General features: G+C 68.7%; 17 protein-coding genes. 7 read left to right on the forward strand and 10 right to left on the reverse strand.

Annotated features, from left to right (window positions below; genetic code table 11):
• Positions 1-58: 58 nt before the first annotated feature.
• Positions 59-865 carry a DsbC family protein gene (locus AC1PLR_RS17980; RefSeq protein WP_481101859.1) on the reverse strand — a complete coding sequence of 269 codons (807 nt, stop codon included), beginning with the start codon at positions 863-865 and terminating at the stop codon, positions 59-61.
• A 223-nt stretch (positions 866-1,088) separates the two neighbouring features.
• On the reverse strand, positions 1,089-2,063 hold the full coding sequence (gene xerD / locus AC1PLR_RS17985) for a site-specific tyrosine recombinase XerD (RefSeq protein WP_481101860.1): 975 nt from the start codon (positions 2,061-2,063) through the stop codon (positions 1,089-1,091).
• Positions 2,064-2,224: 161 nt separating this feature from the next.
• On the opposite strand from xerD, the gene AC1PLR_RS17990 reads away from it, so the two are divergent.
• Positions 2,225-2,701, forward strand: a complete 477-nt coding sequence (locus AC1PLR_RS17990; RefSeq protein WP_481101861.1) for an RDD family protein — start codon at positions 2,225-2,227, stop codon at positions 2,699-2,701.
• Between the two features lie 90 nt (positions 2,702-2,791).
• On the opposite strand, the gene AC1PLR_RS17995 is transcribed toward AC1PLR_RS17990, so the two are convergent.
• From AC1PLR_RS17995 to lptF, 3 genes are all read right to left on the reverse strand, one after another.
• Positions 2,792-3,466, reverse strand: coding sequence for a methyltransferase domain-containing protein (locus tag AC1PLR_RS17995; protein ID WP_481099049.1), 675 nt, complete (start codon positions 3,464-3,466; stop codon positions 2,792-2,794).
• Positions 3,467-3,728: 262 nt separating this feature from the next.
• Positions 3,729-4,835, reverse strand: a complete 1,107-nt coding sequence (gene lptG, locus AC1PLR_RS18000) for an LPS export ABC transporter permease LptG (RefSeq protein ID WP_420007952.1) — start codon at positions 4,833-4,835, stop codon at positions 3,729-3,731.
• A complete protein-coding gene (gene lptF / locus AC1PLR_RS18005; protein ID WP_481101862.1) occupies positions 4,832-5,917 on the reverse strand; it encodes an LPS export ABC transporter permease LptF in 1,086 nt (361 codons plus the stop codon). Before lptF ends, lptG begins: the two co-directional genes overlap by 4 nt.
• Positions 5,918-6,024: 107 nt before the next feature.
• Between lptF and AC1PLR_RS18010 the strand changes: the two genes are divergently transcribed.
• The 3 genes from AC1PLR_RS18010 to AC1PLR_RS18020 all read left to right on the forward strand — a co-directional run bounded on the left by AC1PLR_RS18010 (position 6,025) and on the right by AC1PLR_RS18020 (position 11,111).
• Entirely contained in the window at positions 6,025-7,509 is a 1,485-nt protein-coding gene (locus AC1PLR_RS18010; protein ID WP_481101863.1) for a leucyl aminopeptidase, read from the forward strand.
• A gap of 124 nt (positions 7,510-7,633) precedes the next feature.
• Positions 7,634-8,059, forward strand: coding sequence for a DNA polymerase III subunit chi (locus tag AC1PLR_RS18015; protein WP_029562175.1), 426 nt, complete (start codon positions 7,634-7,636; stop codon positions 8,057-8,059).
• 109 nt (positions 8,060-8,168) lie between these two features.
• Positions 8,169-11,111 carry a valine--tRNA ligase gene (locus AC1PLR_RS18020; protein WP_481101864.1) on the forward strand — a complete coding sequence of 981 codons (2,943 nt, stop codon included), beginning with the start codon at positions 8,169-8,171 and terminating at the stop codon, positions 11,109-11,111.
• A gap of 228 nt (positions 11,112-11,339) precedes the next feature.
• Here the strand turns inward: AC1PLR_RS18020 and AC1PLR_RS18025 are convergent, their stop codons facing one another.
• The 4 genes from AC1PLR_RS18025 to pssA all read right to left on the reverse strand — a co-directional run bounded on the left by AC1PLR_RS18025 (position 11,340) and on the right by pssA (position 14,832).
• Positions 11,340-12,494: a pectate lyase family protein gene (locus AC1PLR_RS18025; protein WP_481101865.1), complete on the reverse strand. Its 1,155-nt coding sequence runs from the start codon at positions 12,492-12,494 to the stop codon at positions 11,340-11,342.
• Positions 12,495-13,079: 585 nt separating this feature from the next.
• The gene (gene rimI, locus AC1PLR_RS18030; protein WP_010343574.1) at positions 13,080-13,568 is read right to left on the reverse strand and encodes a ribosomal protein S18-alanine N-acetyltransferase; all 489 of its coding nucleotides are present in this window, start codon (positions 13,566-13,568) and stop codon (positions 13,080-13,082) included.
• Positions 13,565-14,041 (reverse strand): alanine acetyltransferase, encoded by a 477-nt coding sequence (locus tag AC1PLR_RS18035; protein WP_481071000.1) that lies wholly within the window; start codon positions 14,039-14,041, stop codon positions 13,565-13,567. The genes rimI and AC1PLR_RS18035 overlap by 4 nt, the downstream gene beginning before the upstream one ends.
• A 14-nt stretch (positions 14,042-14,055) precedes the next feature.
• A complete protein-coding gene (gene pssA / locus AC1PLR_RS18040) occupies positions 14,056-14,832 on the reverse strand; it encodes a CDP-diacylglycerol--serine O-phosphatidyltransferase (protein WP_010340188.1) in 777 nt (258 codons plus the stop codon).
• A gap of 77 nt (positions 14,833-14,909) precedes the next feature.
• Between pssA and AC1PLR_RS18045 the strand changes: the two genes are divergently transcribed.
• From AC1PLR_RS18045 to AC1PLR_RS18055, 3 genes are all read left to right on the forward strand, one after another.
• Positions 14,910-15,302, forward strand: coding sequence for a DUF4124 domain-containing protein (locus tag AC1PLR_RS18045; protein ID WP_481101866.1), 393 nt, complete (start codon positions 14,910-14,912; stop codon positions 15,300-15,302).
• Positions 15,303-15,402: 100 nt separating this feature from the next.
• Entirely contained in the window at positions 15,403-17,097 is a 1,695-nt protein-coding gene (locus AC1PLR_RS18050) for a proline--tRNA ligase (protein ID WP_481101867.1), read from the forward strand.
• A gap of 248 nt (positions 17,098-17,345) precedes the next feature.
• Entirely contained in the window at positions 17,346-17,807 is a 462-nt protein-coding gene (locus tag AC1PLR_RS18055; protein ID WP_010340192.1) for an H-NS histone family protein, read from the forward strand.
• Between the two features lie 60 nt (positions 17,808-17,867).
• Here AC1PLR_RS18055 and AC1PLR_RS18060 read toward each other — a convergent pair whose 3' ends face one another.
• Positions 17,868-19,127 (reverse strand): threonine/serine exporter family protein, encoded by a 1,260-nt coding sequence (locus AC1PLR_RS18060; RefSeq protein WP_010340193.1) that lies wholly within the window; start codon positions 19,125-19,127, stop codon positions 17,868-17,870.
• Positions 19,128-19,174: the final 47 nt, after the last annotated feature.

The raw sequence follows: 19,174 nt of genomic DNA on the forward strand, positions 1-19,174 counted from the left end.
CCGAAGCAGCGCTCCAGCGAATCCCCAATCCCGAATGCCGAATCCCGGCGCGCGGCCCTTAACGGCTTCCGCCAGCCTTCGTCGCTTCCGCCGCGCGCTTATCGAGCGCTTCGCGCATCTTGGCCGGGGGCAGGTAGCCGCCGATCTGGGTGCCGTCCGGGGCGAAGATCGCCGGGGTGCCGTTCACGCCCAGGCGCTGGCCCAGGTTGTACTGCATGGTCACCGGGTTCTTGCAGTTGGCCGCGCTCGGCACCTTGCCATTGGCCTTGGCGTCGGTCAGGGCCTTCTTCTTGTCGGCCGCGCACCACACCGCGACCATGTCCTTGTAGTCCTGGCTGCCCAGGCCCATGCGCGGGAACGCCAGGTACTCCACGGCGATGCCCTGCTTGTTGAGCTCGCCGATCTCGCTGTGCAGCTTGCGGCAGTAGCCGCATTCGATGTCGGTGAACACGCTGATGGTGTACTTGGGATTGGCCGGGGCGAACACGATGCGGTCGGCACGCGGCGCCGATTCCAGCAGCTTGCGGCGGTAGCTCAGCAGGCCCTCGCTGGAGGCGAACTGCTTTTCCTGGATGTCGAACGGCTGCGCCTGGAACAGGTAGCGGCCGTCGTCGGAGACGTACAGCACCTGGCCGCCCACCACCACTTCGCGGAAACCGGGGAACGGCGCGGCGCCGATGTAGTCGGGCTTGAAGTTGGGATCGAGCTGCAGCAGCGCCGACCGCACGCGCTGCTCGCCCGGTGCGCCGCTGACGGCGGGTGCGGCCTTGGACGACGCGGCGGCACCGGCCGGCGGCGTGGTGGACTGTGCGCAGGCGGAGAGCGAAGCCGCGCCCAGCAGCGCGCAAAGAGCAAAACGGAGCATTGGCGATCCATGAGGGCTGCGAATGGCCGGATTGTCGCACACCCCCCAGCGCGGTCCATGTAGACAGGCTGAGCGGCGTCGCGCAACGCGGCCACCTTCATGAACGCTCCAAATCACCCGCAGGAGCGGCGTCGGCCGCGACGGCATTCCCCGAAAACACCATCGCGGCTGAAGCCGCTCCTGCACGATCGCGCGCAGCCCACGTGGCGGATTGCAGGGACCTTCAACCGCGCGGATGATGCTTGCGGTGCAGGCTCTGCAGGTGCTCGCGCGCGACCAGGGTATAGATCTGGGTAGTGGACAGCGAACTGTGGCCGAGCAGCATCTGCAGCGCGCGCAGGTCTGCACCGCGGTTGAGCAGATGCGTGGCGAAGCTGTGGCGCAGGCCGTGCGGACTGATCCGCGCCGGATCGATCCCGGCCACCGCTGCATAGCGCTTCACCAACACCCAGAACTGCTGGCGGGTCAGCGCGCGGCGCGCGGCGTCGATGAACAGCGGCACCACACCATCGCTGGCCGGCACCGCCTGCCCGGCCGCCAGGGCCGGCCGCGCACCGTCCAGGTAGCGCTGCAGCCAGTGCTGCGATTCCTCGCCCAGCGGCACCAGCCGCTCCTTGCTGCCCTTGCCGGTGACCCGCAGCACGCCCTGGCGCAGGTTCACCGCGTTGGCCGGCAGGTTCACCAGCTCGCTGACGCGCAGCCCGGCGGCGTACATCAGCTCGAGCATGGCGCGATCGCGCAGGCCGGCCGGCGCGGTCGCGTCCGGCGCCGCCAGCAGCGCATCGATCTGGCTTTCGGCCAGCGCCTTGGGCAGCGAACGCGGCAGCCGCGGCGGCTCCAGCAGCGCGGTCGGATCGTCGCTGCGCTCGCCGCGGCGCACACGCAGGGCGAAGAACGCGCGCAACGACGACAGCCAGCGCGCATTGCTGCGCGGCGAATAGCCCAGTCCGGTGCGCCAGGCCAGGTAGTCGAACAGCGCCTGCCGATCGGCCCCGGCCAGGCCACCGCCCGCACCGTCGCGCCAGCGCGCGAACCCCTCCAGGTCGCGGCGATAGCTGTCCAGGCTCTGCCGCGCCAATCCCTGCTCGGCCCAGGCCGCATCCAGGAACTGCTGGATCGCCAGCGCATCGGCCTCGCGCAGCGGCGCGAGCCGTTGCGTCTGCTGGCGGCGCTCGGCGGGGGAATGCAGGGAGGGCATTTGGGGGATTCGGGATTCGGGATTCGGGATTCGGGAAAGCCTAGCGGCTTCGCCGGGGGGCGCAAGGTCGATGTGGGCGGGACGCGCGCAGGGCTGCGCATGCGCGAGCCGCACGACACGCAGTCCACCGCAAAGCGCGCCACTGGCTCTAAGCTGTGCCGATGAGCGCCTCGCCTCCCGATCCCGTCCCCCGCCCGCGCGCGCTGCTGCTGTGGCGGCTGCTGGCGCTGTTCTACGACGCCTGGCCGGTGCTGGCGCTGTGGTTCGTGGTCTCGGCGCTGTTCACCCTCGGCTACACGCTGGAAGGCCATGCGCCACGCGAGAACATCGCCCCGTTCAGCGCCCTGCAGTGGCTGCTGTGGCTGTGTTGCTGGGTGGTGGCCGGCCTGTACGCGACGCTGAGCTGGCGCCGCGGCGGCCAGACCCTGGGCATGCGTCCGTGGCGCCTGCGCCTGCACGGTGCCGATGGCAGCACGCCGAGTTGGGGCGCGCTGTGGCGGCGCTATCTGGTCGGTACCGTGTCGTTATTGCTGGGCGGGTTGGGGTTCTGGTGGGCGCTTTTTGATCGGGAACGGCTGACATGGCACGACCGCGCCAGCGGTACCCGTCTGATCCGCCAGCCCAAAGCCAGGCCCTGACTGCAGCACATGGGCGCGCGCCATCGCGCGCGAAGGTGAGAGCACGGCACGTCGCGCCGCCGCCAACGCAGCGACGCGGCCACGCAACCCCTAGACCTTGGTTTGCCCGGTCACGACGCGCTCGATGACCGCCAGCCTGACCCTGTCCTCGGGCGAGTCGCTGAGGTTCAGAAATCCGTCGACACCGTGCTTGGTGCCATTGCGGAAATCCTGGAAGGTGTCGAGGATCCGGGTCGGGTAGCGCTCGAGGTGCTGCGCATCCTTCAGGAACACGGTCACGCAGTCGTTCCATTGATCCAGGTGCTGGTTGCTGACATAGGACTCGAGCAGCACCGCATCGATCTTGTTCCACTTCGCCCAGGTGACCAGCGCCTGGCCGGCGTCCGGATAGAAGCGCCAGCAGTCGACGGGGTAGCGATGGAAGTCGCCATTGGAGGGCGTATTCAAGTAACACAGCCCGCCCGGCTTCAGCACCCGCAGGATCTCCAGGAACACCACCCAGAACATTTCCGAATGTTCGAGGCAACTGCTCGACACCACCATGTCGATGGACGCATCGTCGAACGGGAGCGCATACGGCGAATCCAGCACGACATCGACGCCGTCGCCGCTCGCAAAATCCACACCGATGTACTCGAACTGCTCCGGCGTGACCTGGCGCAGGGTGCCGTTGAAATTCCTGGATCCGATCTCGACGACCTTGACGCTCGATTGGCTTTTGAATGGCTCGGAGTACGCGTCGAAAAAACGCTGGCCATTACTCATTGCAGTGGGATGCATCGAAAACCCTTCCAGATGGCAATTACAACGATTCCAGCCTTCGTCAAGCCGGCGACAACGCCGCTCGAAAGACCGCCAATGATGGGGCACAAAGGCAATGCCACCCCTGCAGAACGCGCACGATTATTGCCGCATCGGGCAGGCGGGGTAAAGCGTGCCCGACGCGGCGGCCGGGCGCCGCTGCGTCCCCCGAACGACCGCGGAACGCCAGGCCCGACAGCGCCCGGAGCCGCGTCTGCGACATGCGCTAGCTGCTGCGTTTGCGGAACAGCAACCAGGACACGGTCAGCATCACCAGCGGCGGCAAGGCGTAGGCGATGCGGTAGTCGAACTTCAGGGCGCCGGCCATACGTCCGAAGAACAGTTGCAGCAGCCAGAACACCAGCGCGAACAGGATGCCCAGGAACAGGCGTTTGCCCATGCCGCCGCTGCGCAGCGCGCCGAACGCGAACGGGATCGCGGCGAAGCACAGCGCCAGCACGTTCAGCGGGTAGAACCAGCGGCTCCAGTACTGGTCCTCGTAGTCGCGCGCATCCAGGCCATTGCGGCGGCGGTATTCGATGCTGGTGTGCAGGTCGCGCGCCGACAGGTTGCGCGGCTTGGCCAGGCCCGAAGCCAGCGCCTTCGCATCCAACTGCGATTGCCATGGCAGGCTGTCGAACTTCTCGCGTTGCACCGAGCGTTCGGCGAAGTTGTCGCGGTAGGCCTGCTTGAGGGTCCAACTGCTGCGACGGTGCTCGGCGATGGCGGCGTGGGTCAGCGACGCCAGCCGGCCGCTGTCGTCGAGCGTGTACAGGCGCACGTCGCGCAGTTCCAGCCAGGTGCCGCCGTCGTCTTCTAGGTGCTCTTCGCCGGCCTGCGCGTTGAGGAAGGTGTTGCCCTCGCGCGCCCACAGCCCGGAATAGCGGGCCATGCTCATGTCGCCGTTGTACTTGGCGTTGGCCTTGATCGCGTCCGCCTGGTTCTGCGCCCACGGCGCCAGGGTCTCGCCGTTGACCACCATGACCACGGTCAGCACCGCCATGGTTGAGGCTGCGGCCAGGCTGAGCCGGCGCCGCGACAGGCCCAGCGCGCGCAGCGCGGTCAGCTCGGAGGTGGCGGCGAGCTGGCCCAGGCCCATCAGCACGCCGATCACCGCGCCGGTCGGGAACAGGGTGTAGGCGCGGCGCGGCACCGTGTAGGCCACGAACGCGGCCGCATGGCCCAGGCTGTAGCTGCCGGTGCCGATCGTCTTGAACTCGTTGGACAGGGCCATGATCACGTCCAGGCCCAGCAGCACCGCCCAGGTCAGCAGCACCGTGCCGAGCACGGCGCGGCCCACGTACACATCGTGCAGGTTCGGACGCAGCCTCATGCCGGCTGCCTCCGCGGCCGCGACAGCCGGCCATCGCGCAGGTACATCCACACCGACAGCGCCAGCAGCGGCAGGGTCAGCCACCACAGGCCGAGCGCGCGCGGCAGCTTCTCGGTGCTCAGCCACTGGGTGCCCAGGAACATCAGGTTGGTGCCGACCAGGTAGGCCAGGAAAGCCAGCATGATCCGGCCATAGCGCTGCTGCCGCGGCGAACTGCGCGACAGCGGCAGGGTCAGCAGGGCGAAGGCCAGCGCCAGCAGCGGCGGCGCCAAGCGCGCATGCAACTGCGCATTGGCCTGCGGGCGCGGATCGCCGATCAGCTTGGCGGTGGGCAGCAGCTCCGGATCGTCATCCTTGCGCGCGGCGTTGCGGTCGGGCAGCGCCACGTCGTTGCTGACGAAACGCATCATCCGGTAGTCCAGCCCGTCGCCGGCCAGCGGGCCCTCGACCCGGTAGCCGTCTTCCAGGCGCAGGTAGCGGTCGGCCTTGCCCTCGAAGAACATGGCGCCGCGCTGCGCGGTGACCACGTCGAGGCGGCCGTCCTTCTGCCGCTGCATGAACACCTTGCTGAGCTTGGTGCCGTCCCCGGACAGGGTGCTGATGTAGACGATGCCGCCATTGGACAGCGGGGTGAAGCGCCCCGCCTCCAACCCGGCCATCAGCAGGCTGTGGTTGGCCTCGTCGATCAGCCGGTCGGAGGTACGGTCGGCCCAGGGGCCCAGCCACAGCGAGCACAAGCCGACCAGGGTCACCACCGGGATCACCAGCATCAGGATCGGCCGCAGCAGGCGCCGCGGACCCACGCCGATGGCGGTGATCACCGCCATTTCCGAGTCGCGGTACAGCCGCGCCAGCGCCAGCAGCAGGCCCAGCATCAGCGCCAGCGGCAGGATCAGCGGCAGGTACACCACGAACTGCAGGCCCAGCTGGGAAAACAACAACTTGGCCGGGATGCGGCCATCGGCGATGTTGCCCAGGATGTCCACCAGCACACCACCGACGCTGACCACCAGCAGCACGATCAGGGTGGCCGAGAAGCTCTGGACGAAATCGCGCAGCAGGTATCGATCGAGCTTCGGCATGGGGGTGGGTTGATTTAAACTCTCGGATTCGTTCGCGGCGGACCCAGCCTATCCGACTGGGGGTAAAGAGTCCGCGATTGTACGGATTTGCCAACGGAATCTGATCAATGGCCCTGGAATTCACCCTGAACCACGACGCCCCGGCCACCGCGGCGTTCGATTGCATCGTCGTCGGCGTGTTCGCCGACAAGCGCCTGTCCCCGGCCGCCCAGGCCCTGGACACGGCCAGCGGCGGACGCCTGACCGCCCTGGCCGAGCGCGGCGACGTCAGCGGCAAGACCGGCGCCACCGCCCTGCTCCACGACCTGCCGGGCGTGAGCGCGCCGCGGGTGCTGGCCGTGGGCCTGGGCGACGCCGCCAAGTTCGGCGTGCCGCAATACCTGAAGGCGGTCGGCGACGCCGCGCGTGCGCTCAAGAGCGGGCCTGTGGCCAGCGCCCTGCTGACCCTGAGCGAACTGGAGGTCAAGGGCCGCGACCGCGCCTGGGCGATCCGCCAGGCGGTGATCGCCAGCGACCACGCCTGCTACCGCTACACCGCCACCCTCGGCAAGAAGAAGCCCGACGACAGCGGCCTCGCGCGTATGGCCGTGCACGGCGACGACGCCACCGCGCTGGCCCAGGGCCAGGCGATCGCCGCCGGCGTGAAATTCGCCCGCGAACTGGGCAACCTGCCGCCGAACCTGTGCACCCCGGCCTACCTGGCCGAGACCGCCGCCGCCTTCGCCCAGGGCGTGGACGGCGCCGAGGCCGAGATCCTCGACGAGACGCAGATGCAGGAACTGGGCATGGGCTCGCTGCTGGCGGTGGCGCGCGGCTCGGCCAACCGCCCGCGGCTGCTGGTGCTGAAGTGGAACGGTGGCGGCGACGCTCAGCCCTACGTGCTGGTCGGCAAGGGCATCACCTTCGATACCGGCGGCGTCAACCTGAAGACCCAGGGCGGCATCGAGGAGATGAAGTACGACATGTGCGGTGGCGCCAACGTCATCGGCACCTTCGTCGCCGCCGCGACCGCGCGCCTGCCGCTGAACCTGGTGGTGGTGGTGCCGGCGGTGGAGAACGCGATCGACGGCAACGCCTACCGCCCGTCGGACGTGATCACCAGCATGTCCGGCAAGACCATCGAGGTCGGCAACACCGACGCCGAGGGCCGCCTGATCCTGTGCGATGCGCTGACCTACGCCGAGCGCTTCAAGCCGGCGGCGCTGATCGACGTGGCCACCCTCACCGGCGCCTGCATGGTCGCCCTCGGCCACCAGACCGCCGGCCTGATGAGCAAGCACGACGACCTGGCCGCAGAACTGCTGGCCGCCGGCGAGCACGTGTTCGACCGCGCCTGGCGCCTGCCGCTGTGGGACGAGTACCAGGGCCTGCTGGATTCCAGCTTCGCCGACGTCTACAACATCGGCGGCCGCTGGGCCGGCGCGATCACCGCCGGCTGCTTCCTGTCGCGCTTCACCGAAGGCCAGCGCTGGGCGCACCTGGACATCGCCGGCGTGGCCAGCGACGAAGGCAAGCGCGGCATGGCCACCGGCCGCCCGGTAGGCTTGTTGTCGCAGTGGTTGCTCGACCGCGCCGCAGGCGGCGCGGCGTGATTAGGGAGTCGGGATTGGGGATTCGTGAAAGGCGCCTCCGCGTTTCCTTCGCGTGCCCCATGCTCCAGCAGGCGACCATGGTCCGCCGTTGCCAATCCCCAATCCCCAATAACGAATCCCCGCTCTGATGCGCGCCGACTTCTATCTGATCGCCAAGCCGCGGTTCCTCAACGAACCGCTGCGGCTGGTGTGCGAACTGGCGCGCAAGGCCAACGACGCCAATCTGTGGACGCTGGTGCTGGCGCGCGACATGGCCCAGGCCGAGGAACTGGACGAGTTGTTGTGGGCGTTCGATGCCGACGCCTACATCCCGCACCAGATCGCCGACGCCGATGCCGACGAAGAAGAGGCCCAGGTGCTGATCGTCCCGCCCGGCGTCGACGCGCCGCAGCGGCCGCTGGTGATCAACCTGCGCGATGCGCCCTACCTGGGCGCCTGCGACCGCGTCCTGGAAGTCGTGCCGGCCGACCCGTCCGCGCGCGACCCGCTGCGCGAGCGCTGGAAGCAGTACAAGGCCCAGGGCTACGCGGTCAACAAGCACGACATGTGAGGGGCCGGGATTGGGGATTGGGGATTCGGGATGAGTTCCTGCCCCGCTCCCTCATCGGCACCGCACGGCAACGAATCCCGAATTACGAATCCCCAATCCCGGCTTCCCCATGACCACCCTCGCCTCCAGCTACGATCCCACCTCCTTCGAATCGCGCCTGTACGCGCAATGGGAAGCGTCCGGCTACTTCGTGCCGTCCGGGAAAGGCACGCCATACACCGTGCTGCTGCCGCCGCCGAACGTGACCGGCACGCTGCACATGGGCCACGCCTTCCAGCAGACGCTGATGGATGCGTTGGTGCGTTACCACCGCATGCGCGGCTTCGACACGCTGTGGCAGGTCGGCAGCGACCACGCCGGCATCGCCACCGAGATGGTGGTGTCGCGCAACCTGACCTTGGAGGGCAAGGGCGAGACCCGCGATTCGCTGGGCCGCGACGGTTTCATCGCCAAGGTCTGGGAGTGGAAGCAGCATTCCGGCGACACCATCGAGCGGCAGATGCGCCGCCTCGGCACCTCGGCCGACTGGTCGCGCAGCACCTTCACCATGGATCCGCAGCCGTCGGCGGCGGTGATCGAGGCCTTCGTGCGCTGGCACGAACAGGGCCTGATCTACCGCGGCCAGCGCCTGGTCAACTGGGACCCGGTGCTGAAGACCGCGATCTCCGACCTGGAAGTGGAGAACGTCGAGGAAGACGGCTTCCTGTGGTCGATCGCCTACACATTGGACGACGGCGCCAGCTACGAACACGTCGAGCACGACGCCGACGGCAACGAAACCCTGCGCGAGACCCGCGACTACCTGGTAGTCGCCACCACCCGCCCGGAGACCCTGCTCGGCGATACCGCGGTGATGGTGCACCCGGAGGATGCGCGTTACGCGCACCTGATCGGCAAGACGGTGACGCTGCCGCTGACCGGCCGCCGCGTGCCGGTGATCGGCGACGACTACGTCGATCGCGCGTTCGGCACCGGCGTGGTCAAGGTCACCCCGGCGCACGACTTCAACGACTATCAGGTCGGCGTGCGGCATGGGTTGCCGATGATCAACATCCTGACCAAGGACGCAAAGATCATCGGTGCACCAGAGAGCCATGCGGAAATCAGCGCCGAGCTATCGAAAAACGACCCTTCCGATAGCGGCGCGCTCGTCCCCGATGACCTCTTCAGCCCCGAACGTATTCCAGCCAAATACCGCGGCCTGGACCGCTTCGATGCGCGCAAGGCAGTGCTGGCCGACCTCGAGGAACAGGGCATCCTGGTCGAGACCAAGCCGCACAAGCTGCAGGTGCCGCGCGGCGACCGCACCGGCCAGGTGATCGAGCCGTACCTCACCGACCAGTGGTTCGTGAAGATGGACGCGCTGGCCAAGCGTGGCCTGGAGCTGGTCGAGTCCGGGCAGATCCAGTTCGTGCCGCCGAACTGGATCAACACCTACCGCCACTGGATGGAGAACATCCAGGATTGGTGCATCAGCCGCCAGCTGTGGTGGGGCCATCGCATTCCGGCCTGGTTCGACGACACGGGCAAGTACTACGTCGGCCGCGACGAGGCCGACGCGCGCGCTAAGGCCGGCCTTGGCGCCGACGTCGCCCTGCAACAGGACAGCGACGTGCTGGAAACCTGGTTCTCCTCGCAACTATGGCCGTTCTCGACCATGGGCTGGCCGGATCCGCAGGCGATGGCCGAGCGCGGCTTCGACCGCTACCTGCCGTCGAGCGTGCTGGTCACCGGCTTCGACATCATCTTCTTCTGGGTGGCGCGCATGATCATGGCCACCGACAGCTTCACCGGCAAGGTGCCGTTCCGCGACGTCTACATCACCGGCCTGATCCGCGACGGGCAAGGCCAGAAGATGTCCAAGTCCAAGGGCAACGTGCTCGATCCGCTGGACATCATCGACGGCATCGACATCGAGGCCCTGGTCGCCAAGCGCACCACCGGACTGATGAAGCCGCAGGACGCCCCCAAGATCGAGAAGGCCACCCGCAAGGAATTCCCGAACGGCATCATCGCCCACGGCGCCGACGCGCTGCGCTTCACCATCGCCGCGCTGGCCGGCCACGGCCGCGAGATCAAGTTCGACCTGGGCCGCGCCGAGGGCTACAAGAACTTCTGCAACAAGCTGTGGAATGCCAGCCGCTTCGTGTTGATGAACACGCCGGGCGGGGAGTCGGAAGTCGGGATTCGGGAATCGCAACAGCTTGCACCAGTCACCGATGCCGAGAAGTGGATCCTGCTGCGGTTGCAGGCGGTGACTGCCGAGGCGCAGGCGCAGTTTGCCGCGTACCGCTTCGACCTGCTGGCGCAGTGCCTGTACGAATTCGCCTGGAACGAGTTCTGCGACTGGTTCCTGGAACTGGCCAAGCCGGCGCTGAGCGGCGACGATGCGGCCGCCGCCGACAGCACCCGCCACACCCTGCTGCACGTGCTGGAAACCCTGCTGCGCCTGCTGCACCCGCTGACCCCGTTCCTCACCGAGGAACTGTGGCAGCAGGTGGCGCCGCGCCTGGGCATCGCCGCGCCGACCATCTCGCTGCAGCCATACCCGGAGGCCGCGGCGATGGACGTGGCCGCCTACGCCGGCGCCGCGGCCGACGTGGAATGGCTGAAGGCGATGGTGTCGGCGCTGCGCCGCGTGCGCAGTGAACTGCAGGTGGCACCGTCGCGGCAGGTGCCGCTGCTGCTGCAGGGTGGCCAGGCACAGGACCGTGCGCGGGTGGAACGCTTCGCGGCGCAGTTGCGCTTCCTGCTCAAGCTGGAGTCCATCCAGTGGCTGGACGACGGCGCGCCGTCGCCGGCCGCGGCCACCGCGATCGTCGGCGAACTGACGCTGCTGGTGCCGCTGGAAGGCCTGGTCGACCTGGATGCCGAACGCCTGCGCCTGGACAAGGAGATCGCCCGCGTCGCCGCGGAGAAGGACAAGAGCGAGGCCAAGCTGGGCAAGTTCACCGACAAGGTGCCGCCCGCGGTGATCGAGCAGGAACGCCAGCGCCTGGCCGACTGGAGTGCGCAACTCGACGGCCTGCGCGCGCAGCGCGCCAAGCTGTAACGCAACACAGGTTGTAGGAGCGGCTTCAGCCGCGACCTCTGTCCCTAACGGGTCGCGGCTGAAGCCGCTCCTACAACACAGCAGCGCCATGCCACGGCCGGGCATCGGCAGCGATGCGGACGGCCTCGGACCATCCCAACGTCATCTCGGCTTGGCATCGCGACTGACGCCCCATCGCCGCACCACCACGCCGCCGCCCGACCTCCGGGCGGCAGCGCACAGATGCCCTTACAGCTTGCCGGCGCCGGCCTTGGCCTTGACGTCGGCTGCCACCTTGTTCGCCGGCAGCAGCGAATAGGTGTACGGCGGGGTCCAGCCGATGTTGTTGTTCCACGAGCAGGTCAGCGCCTTGCCGTTGAGCAGCGAGCCGAAATCGCGATAGACGCTGCCGCCGTAGTCGGCCGCGATCTTGTCGCAGCTGCTCACGCCGCTGATGTCGAAGACGTTGTTCTCGGAGAAGATCTTCGACTCCTTGCCGACGCCGTGCGCGTAGGAGAACGGATACACCGCGTTGCTGGTGCTGCCGACGTGGTAGTTGTTGTACAGGTGCACCTGGCCGAAGCGCACCCGCGGCGCGCGCGCGGAGATGTTCTCGAACAGGGTGTTGTGGATGGTCACCTTGAGCTTGCCGCTGTCGGTGCTGGAGGCGCTGTCGCTGGAGCCGATCAGGTTGTTCTTCTCGTGCGACTTGAACGCCGAGTAGGACACGGTGACGTAGTTGGCGCCCTTCTTGATGTCCAGCGCGCCGTCGTGGTGCTGCTTGGGCCGGCCGTTGGCGGTGCCGTTCTGGTCGTCGGTGCGGCGGCCGTCGGTGAAGGTCACATGGTCCACCCACACGTTGCTGGCGCCCTCGATGGTCATGCCGTCGTATTCGGAATTCCAGTTGCCGGCGCTGCCGTCGTCCGGATCCCACACCGGTTGCGGATCCCACGGATTCTCGATGGTGATGTTGCGCACGATCACGTCGTTGGCCTTGACGTAGAAATAGCCCTCGCGGATCTCGGCGTTGCTGCCGACGCCGATCAGCGTGGTCTTGGTCGGGACGTCCAGGCGTGCGCGGCTCTTCATGTCGGCGGTGGTGCTGTACGGCGTGCCCTCGCTGATGTCGATGATGCCATTGATCTTGATGATGCGGCCGTTGCTGCCGGCGCTGGCCTTCAGCGCGGCCTTCAGTTGCGCCGCGGTGCTGACGCTGTAGATGTCGGCCGCGGCGGCCTTGGAACCGCCCTTGGTGCCGCCGTTCTGCGTGGCCCAGCCGGTGGTCGCGACCTCCAGGCTGGCGTCGGCATGGGCGGCGCCGGCGATGCCGGCCAGGCACAGGGCCAGGCCGAACGTGCGCAGCGGCGAGCGCGGCGATGGAGCGATGCGGGACTGCGTGGTCATCCTGGAAACCTCGTGAGCATGCGTGGTTTGGACGCAGGCGCGCGTGCTCCGCCACGGCGGAATGCACGGCGACGCCTGCGCGGTCGCTGTCCCTTCGGACAACTGCGGGTCATGCCTTCGTGGGAGGCAGGCGCCGAAGAGGCGCGCACTGTAGGCAGAGCGCGGCGGCTGTAAAGTGCCGCTGTAGACACCCACGATCCAGCAGCAGGATGTGTGAGATGCGTCGCACAAATCGGCCGCCGGCGGCAACGCGCCGTGGCGCCCACGCTGCGGGACAACAACGCTGTCCCACCGACAGCAGCGCGACATTGCCAAGCAGCCTGCAACCGCGCCAGGACCGCGCAAAAACGTGCGTGGCGGACGCGGACCAAGCGTGCGTGCTCGCCGCCGGAGAGCGCGCTCGTCGCGGCAACGCTGCCGGCAAAGCGGCGTGACCCGCTTAGGCGGAGGTGTGCCGCACCGGGTGCGCAGTTCGGCATCCCGGCAGCGGCAAGGCAGACGCCGGACACAAGCAGGCCGCGGCGCGCGGCATGCACGCAATCCGCCACCCAGGCGAAGCGGCGGCGCGCGGCGCGCGAACGCGCCTCAGGACATGCCGTCGAAGAACAGTTCGATCGCCATCACCAGTGCGTCCTCGCGGCCGTTCGCGGCCGGGTAGTAGCGCGGGCGCCGGCCGATCTCGTTGAAGCCTTCGCTGTGGTAAAGGGCGATCGCGTTGGGATTGGACGGGCGCACTTCCAGGAACACCCGGCGCGCGCCGAGATCGACGCCGTACTTGATCAGCGCGCGCAGCAGCAGCCGGCCGTAGCCGCGCGATTGCCGCTCCGGCGCCACGCAGACGTTGAGGATATGCGCCTCGTCGGCGGCGACGCTGATCACCCCGTAGCCGACGATCGTGCCCTCCTCCACCAGCACCCAACCCGGGTAACCGGCCTGCAGGCAGTCGCGGAAGATGCCGCGGGTCCAGGGGAACGGATAGGCGCGGCGCTCGATCTCCATCACCGCGTCCAGATCGGCCTCACGCAGGGCGCGCAGCGTGGCCGGCGGCGCCGACGCCGAGCCGAGCGCGCTCATCGCGGCGCCCGCTTGCGCAGCGCGCGCAGCTGCGGCCACAGCGCGCGCTTGGCCGCGGCATTGCCGCGCAGTTCGTCCAGCGGCCAGGTCGCCATCAGCGCCTGCGTGGCCGGATCGTTGGGATTGAGGCCGGAAGCGCGCAGCAAGGCGATCTGCAGGCGGTCTGGCAGGCGCAGGCCGACCCGGCGCGCCCCGGCCGCAGGCGCCGCACGCGGCGCGTCCGGCTGCACCGCCGGTGCCGGGGGCGCGGATGCCCGCCGCCGCTCCGGTGCGTCGCCAGCCGGCATGTCGGCGGCATGGCCGCCACGCGGCGGCGCCGATGCCGATGGCGCGCGCTGCACCGGCGGCGCCGGCTCGGTCGCCGGCGACGGGACGGGCTCAGGCTCGACCACGGCCGCGGCATCCACGTACACGGTGTGGCCGAGCGCCTGCAGCCAGCCGACCTGCTCGGCCGACCACAGCGGCGCATGCATGGACGCCTGCTCGCTCATGCCGCGTCCGGCACCTTGCGCCAGCGCCGCCACAGCCACAGGCACGGCCCGGACAGCGCGTACAGCACGCCGATCGCCAGCAGCGCCCGCGCCAGGTCGATCACCAGCACCGCCAGCACGATCGGCGCCAGCACCAGCATCAGGAACGGCACCCGGTCGGTTCGCGGGCCCTTCTCGCCGCTGCCCTTGAAGCTCCAGAAGCGGATGCGGCTGACCATCAGCAGTGCCGCGGTCACGGTCAGGCCCAGCGCCACGTAGCGCAGCTGTTCGCCGTCCCAGCCCAGCGAGCCGTCGGCGAAGGACCACACGAAGGCCATCATCAGCCCGGCCGCGGCCGGACTGGCCAGGCCCACGAACCAGCGCTTGTCGACCGTGCCGACCTGGGTATTGAAGCGGGCCAGGCGCAGCGCGGCGCAGGCCGCGTACAGGAACGCCGCCGACCAGCCGACCCGGCCGAGCATGCCGCCGTCGAACTTCAGCGCCGACAGCGACCAGTGGTACATCACCAGCGCCGGCGCCATGCCGAAGCTGACCAGGTCGGCCAGCGAGTCGTACTGCACGCCGAATTCGCTGCTGGTGCCGGTCAGCCGCGCCACGCGCCCGTCCAGCCCGTCCATCACCGCGGCCACGAACACCGCCACGCTGGCGTGCACGAACTGGCCGTTGGCGGCGGCGATGATGGCGTAGAAACCGGAGAACAGGCCGGCGGTGGTGAACAGGTTCGGCAGCAGGTAGATGGTGCGCGAACGGGGGGGCGGTCGGGATGGGTCCATCCCGCCAGTCTAATCGACTTGCCAGGCCCGTCGGCGGGTGCTGCAATCGGCGCTCCCGCCGCGCCCTGGAGACCGAGATGCGCGCCCTGCCCCGGTTTTGCTGCCTGTCCCTGCTCGCCGTCAGCGGCATGCTCGGCGCCACCACCCTGTACCAATGGAAGGACGCCCAGGGCGTCACCCACTATGCCGAGACCCCGCCGACCGGCGGCAAGTACCAGGTCCGCAAGGTCGACACCCGCGGCGACGCCCCGGCCGAGACGCCCGCGGCCGCACCGGCCGAGAACGGCCAGTGCCTGACCGCGCGCAAGAACCTGGACATCCTCAACAAGCCCGGCAAGATCACCACCGACAGCGATGGCGACGGCAAGCCGGACGGGGAGCTGGACGAATCCCAGCGCGCCGCGCAGAAGGCCCTGGCCGAGGCCGCGATCAAGGCCTACTGCAGCCCGGTGGCCGCGCCCGCCAAGTAAGCCGGCCGCGCCCCGAACGCGCGCCGCCAGCCGCGGGCGATGCCCGCAGCGCCGGCAATGACTGGCAAAATGGGCGACCCGCCGTCTGCGAAGCCCCTCGATGCGCCTTTCCCAGTTCCACCTGCACACCACCAAGGAAACCCCGGCCGACGCCGAACTGGTCAGCCACCAGCTGATGCTGCGCGCGGGCATGATCCGCAAGCTCGCCTCCGGCCTGTACACCTGGTCGCCGCTAGGCCTGCGCGTGCTGCGCAAGGTGGAAGCGGTGGTGCGCGAGGAAATGAACCGCGCCGGCGCGGTGGAAGTGCTGTTCCCGACCATCCAGCCGCGCGAGCTGTGGGACGCCACCGGGCGCTGGAGCAAGTTCGGCGGGCTGATGCTGCGCATGCAGGACCGCAAGGAACAGGACTACTGCTACAGCCCGACCGCCGAAGAGGCCGCCGCCGATTTCGCGCGGCAGGAGCTGAGCAGCTACAAGCAGTTGCCGGTCAACTTCTACCAGATCCAGACCAAGTTCCGCGACGAGATCCGTCCGCGCTTCGGGGTGATGCGCGCGCGCGAATTCCTGATGAAGGACGCCTACTCGTTCCACATCAGCGACGAGGACCTGGCGCGCGAATACGAGAACATGAAGGCGGCCTACACCCGCATCTTCACCCGCCTGGGACTGCAGTTCCGTGCGGTGCAGGCCGATTCGGGCGACATCGGCGGCGACGCCTCGCAGGAGTTCCACGTGCTGGCCGCCTCCGGCGAGGATTCGCTGGCGTTCTCAACCGGTTCGGACTACGCGGCCAACGTCGAGGCCGCGATCGCCGCGGCCCCGGCACCGCGCGCCGCAGCGAGCGAGGAACTGCGCAAGGTCGCCACGCCCACCCAGAAGACCTGCGAGGCGGTGGCCGAGCTGCTCGGCATCCCGCTGCAGCGCACGGTCAAGTCGGTGGCGGTGATGGCCGGCGAGACCTTCGTGCTGGCGCTGGTGCGCGGCGACCACACGGTCAACGAGATCAAGCTGGGCAAGGTCGCCGGCCTGGCCGGCTATCGCATGGCCAACGAGGCCGAGATCCTTGCGCATCTGGGCAGCGAGCCCGGCTTCCTCGGCCCGCTGGGTCCGCGCCAGCCGATCCGCGTGGTCGCCGACCGCGACGTGGCGGCGCTGGCCGACTTCGTGGTCGGCGCCAACGAACGCGGCTTCCATCTGGCCGGGGTCAACTGGGGCCGCGACCTGCCGGAACCGGACGCCGTCGCCGACCTGCGCAACGTGGTCGAGGGCGAGCGCGCCCACGACGGCGGCGAGATTCGCCTGGCCCGCGGCATCGAGGTCGGCCATGTATTCCAGCTCGGCCGCCAGTATGCGCAGGCGTTGGATGCCACTGTGGTGGACGAGAACGGCAAGACGGTGACGCTGGCGATGGGCTGCTACGGCATCGGCATTTCCCGCATCGTCGCCGCGGCGATCGAGCAGAACCACGACGATGCCGGCATCCGCTGGCCGCAGCCGATGGCGCCGTGGACGGTGGCGGTGTGCGTGATCAATCCCAAGCGAGATGCGTCGGTGGACGCCGCCGGCGAGGCACTGCTGGCCGAGCTGCAGCAGGCCGGGCTGGACGCGGTGCTGGACGACCGCGGCCTGCGCCCCGGCGCGATGTTCGCCGATATCGAACTGATCGGCGTGCCGCACCGGGTGGTGGTCTCGGAGCGGGGACTGGCTGCCGGCACCTTCGAATATCGCGCGCGCAGCGGCGGCGATGCCGAGCACCTGGATCGAAGCGCCTTGCTGGCACGCCTGCAGGCGTGACAAAGGGCCGGGAGGATATCCCGGCCCTTTTTCTTTACGCCGCCGTCACGCCATATAGGGGAAACCGGAGCGGCACGTTCGCAATTGAATACACTGGACATGGATCCATAAGGACATATTCCAGCGGCATTGCGACTGGAAATACTCGCAGCGAATAAGCCGGATATTTGTCAATCCGATAAAGCATCATTATGATCCTGCGCTGGCCAGGGAATGGCGGAAGCCACCACCCATTTTCCGGAGTAAAGATGACCATCGATCTCAGTGGCCTGTCGGCCAAGCAGTTGGGCGCCCTCATCAAGACCGCCAAGAAGCAGCAGTCCATCGTCGCCAAGCGCACCCCCATCGCCAAGGTCCGCACCCAGCTGGCGCGCCTGGCCAAGAGCCACGGCTACAGCATCGAGGAAGTCTTCGGCGGCGCCCCCGCCGCGCGCGGCCGCAAGGCCGGCAAGCCGGGTCCGAAGCCGGGCCGCAAACTGGGCAAGGTTCCGCCGAAATACCGCAATCCCGCCAATGCCGCCGAAACTTGGACCGGCCGCGGCAAGCAGCCGCGCTGGCTGGCCGACTTGGTCGCAAAGGGCAAGAAGGTCGAGGATTTCCTGATCGCCGGCGGCGCTGCCAAATCCGCCGCGCCGGCCAAGAAAACCGCCAAGAAGGCCACCAAGCGCGTCGCCAAGAAGGCCAGCAAGAGCGCCGCGCCGAAGGCGTGATTCGCCGCGACGACAGTAACAAAAAACGCCGGCGCATGCCGGCGTTTTTCTTTTCAGTATTCAAAGATTCTTGCGCGCCGGTACCAACAGATTGCCGAACAACAGGCCGGCGACCAGCGCCATCACGATATTGGTCACCGTCAACAGCGCCGATTGCCCGCCGATCACGTCCTGCTGCTGGACCATCGTCAGCAGCCCGCGCAGGCTGGCGCTACCGGGCACCAGCATGATGATGCCCGGCAGCCGGACCAGCGCGCCCGGCCGCTGCACGATGCGCCCGAACAGATTGCCGGCCGCGGTCAGCACCATCGCCGACAGGAAGATGCCGACCGGGCTGCCCCAGGCGTCGCCGGCGAAGCGCGCGATCGCATAACCAGCCACCGAGGCGGCCATCACGAACGGATAATCGCGGCCGCTGGCCTTGAACAGCAGCGCGAACGCGTAGGCGGCCACCAGCAGCGACGCCCACTCCACCCAGCCGTGCTGCGGACGCGACGCCTGCACCATCGGCTCCAGGCCGAGCAGTTGCGCCAGCGTCACCGCGATCACCGCGCCGACGGTCAGCTTGAGGATGGTGGTCACCGCGCCGGCGAAGCGCGCCGTGCCCGAGACCCAGTGCTGGCTGGTCAGTTCGTTGACCGCATTGGTCAGCGCCATACCCGGCAGCAGCACCACCAGCGAGGCGATGATCACCGTATTGAGATTCAGCGGCGCCACGAAACTGGCCACCAGGGTCGCGACGAAACCGGCCAGCAGCGCCGCCAGCGCATCGTTGGCCTCCTTGGTCGCCGGGCGTTTGTCGGTGAGCTGGGTGAGCACGCCGATCAGCAGGCCGATGGCGCTGGCGGTGGCGATGTCCAGCCACGGCAAGCGCCACAGCCCGGCCACGCCGGCCGCGGCCAGGCCGAAGCCGAGCACCTGCATCGCCATCCAGCGCCGTCCCGGCGGCTGGTCCAGTTGGCGCAGCGCGGTGTGGCCCTGGGCCACGCTCATGCGCCCGCTGGCCACGTCGTCGGCGATGCGGTCGGCGACGCTGAGCTTGTGCAGGTCGTTGTCGCCCGGCGCCAGACGCACCACGCGGGTGATGTCGCTGGATCCGATCGCCTTGGTCGGGTCGCTGAAGCTCAGGATCAGCCCGGTCGGGTTGGACCAGGGTTCGCAGTCCAGGTCCAGTTGCTGCGACAGCGCCACCACCGCCGCCTCCAGCCGCTGCGCGGTGGTGCCGTAGGTGTGCAGTCGCCCGGCGATATCGGAGACGAAGGCGATGCGCTGCGCGTAGGTCGCGTTGGCGGAGGGACTGACGGTGGGAGCGGCGGGCATGTCGGCTAGTATGGCGCGAACGCCGCGCCCGGCCACCCCGCCGCGAT

It is taken from the genome of Xanthomonas sp. NCPPB 3570 (assembly GCF_056725115.1).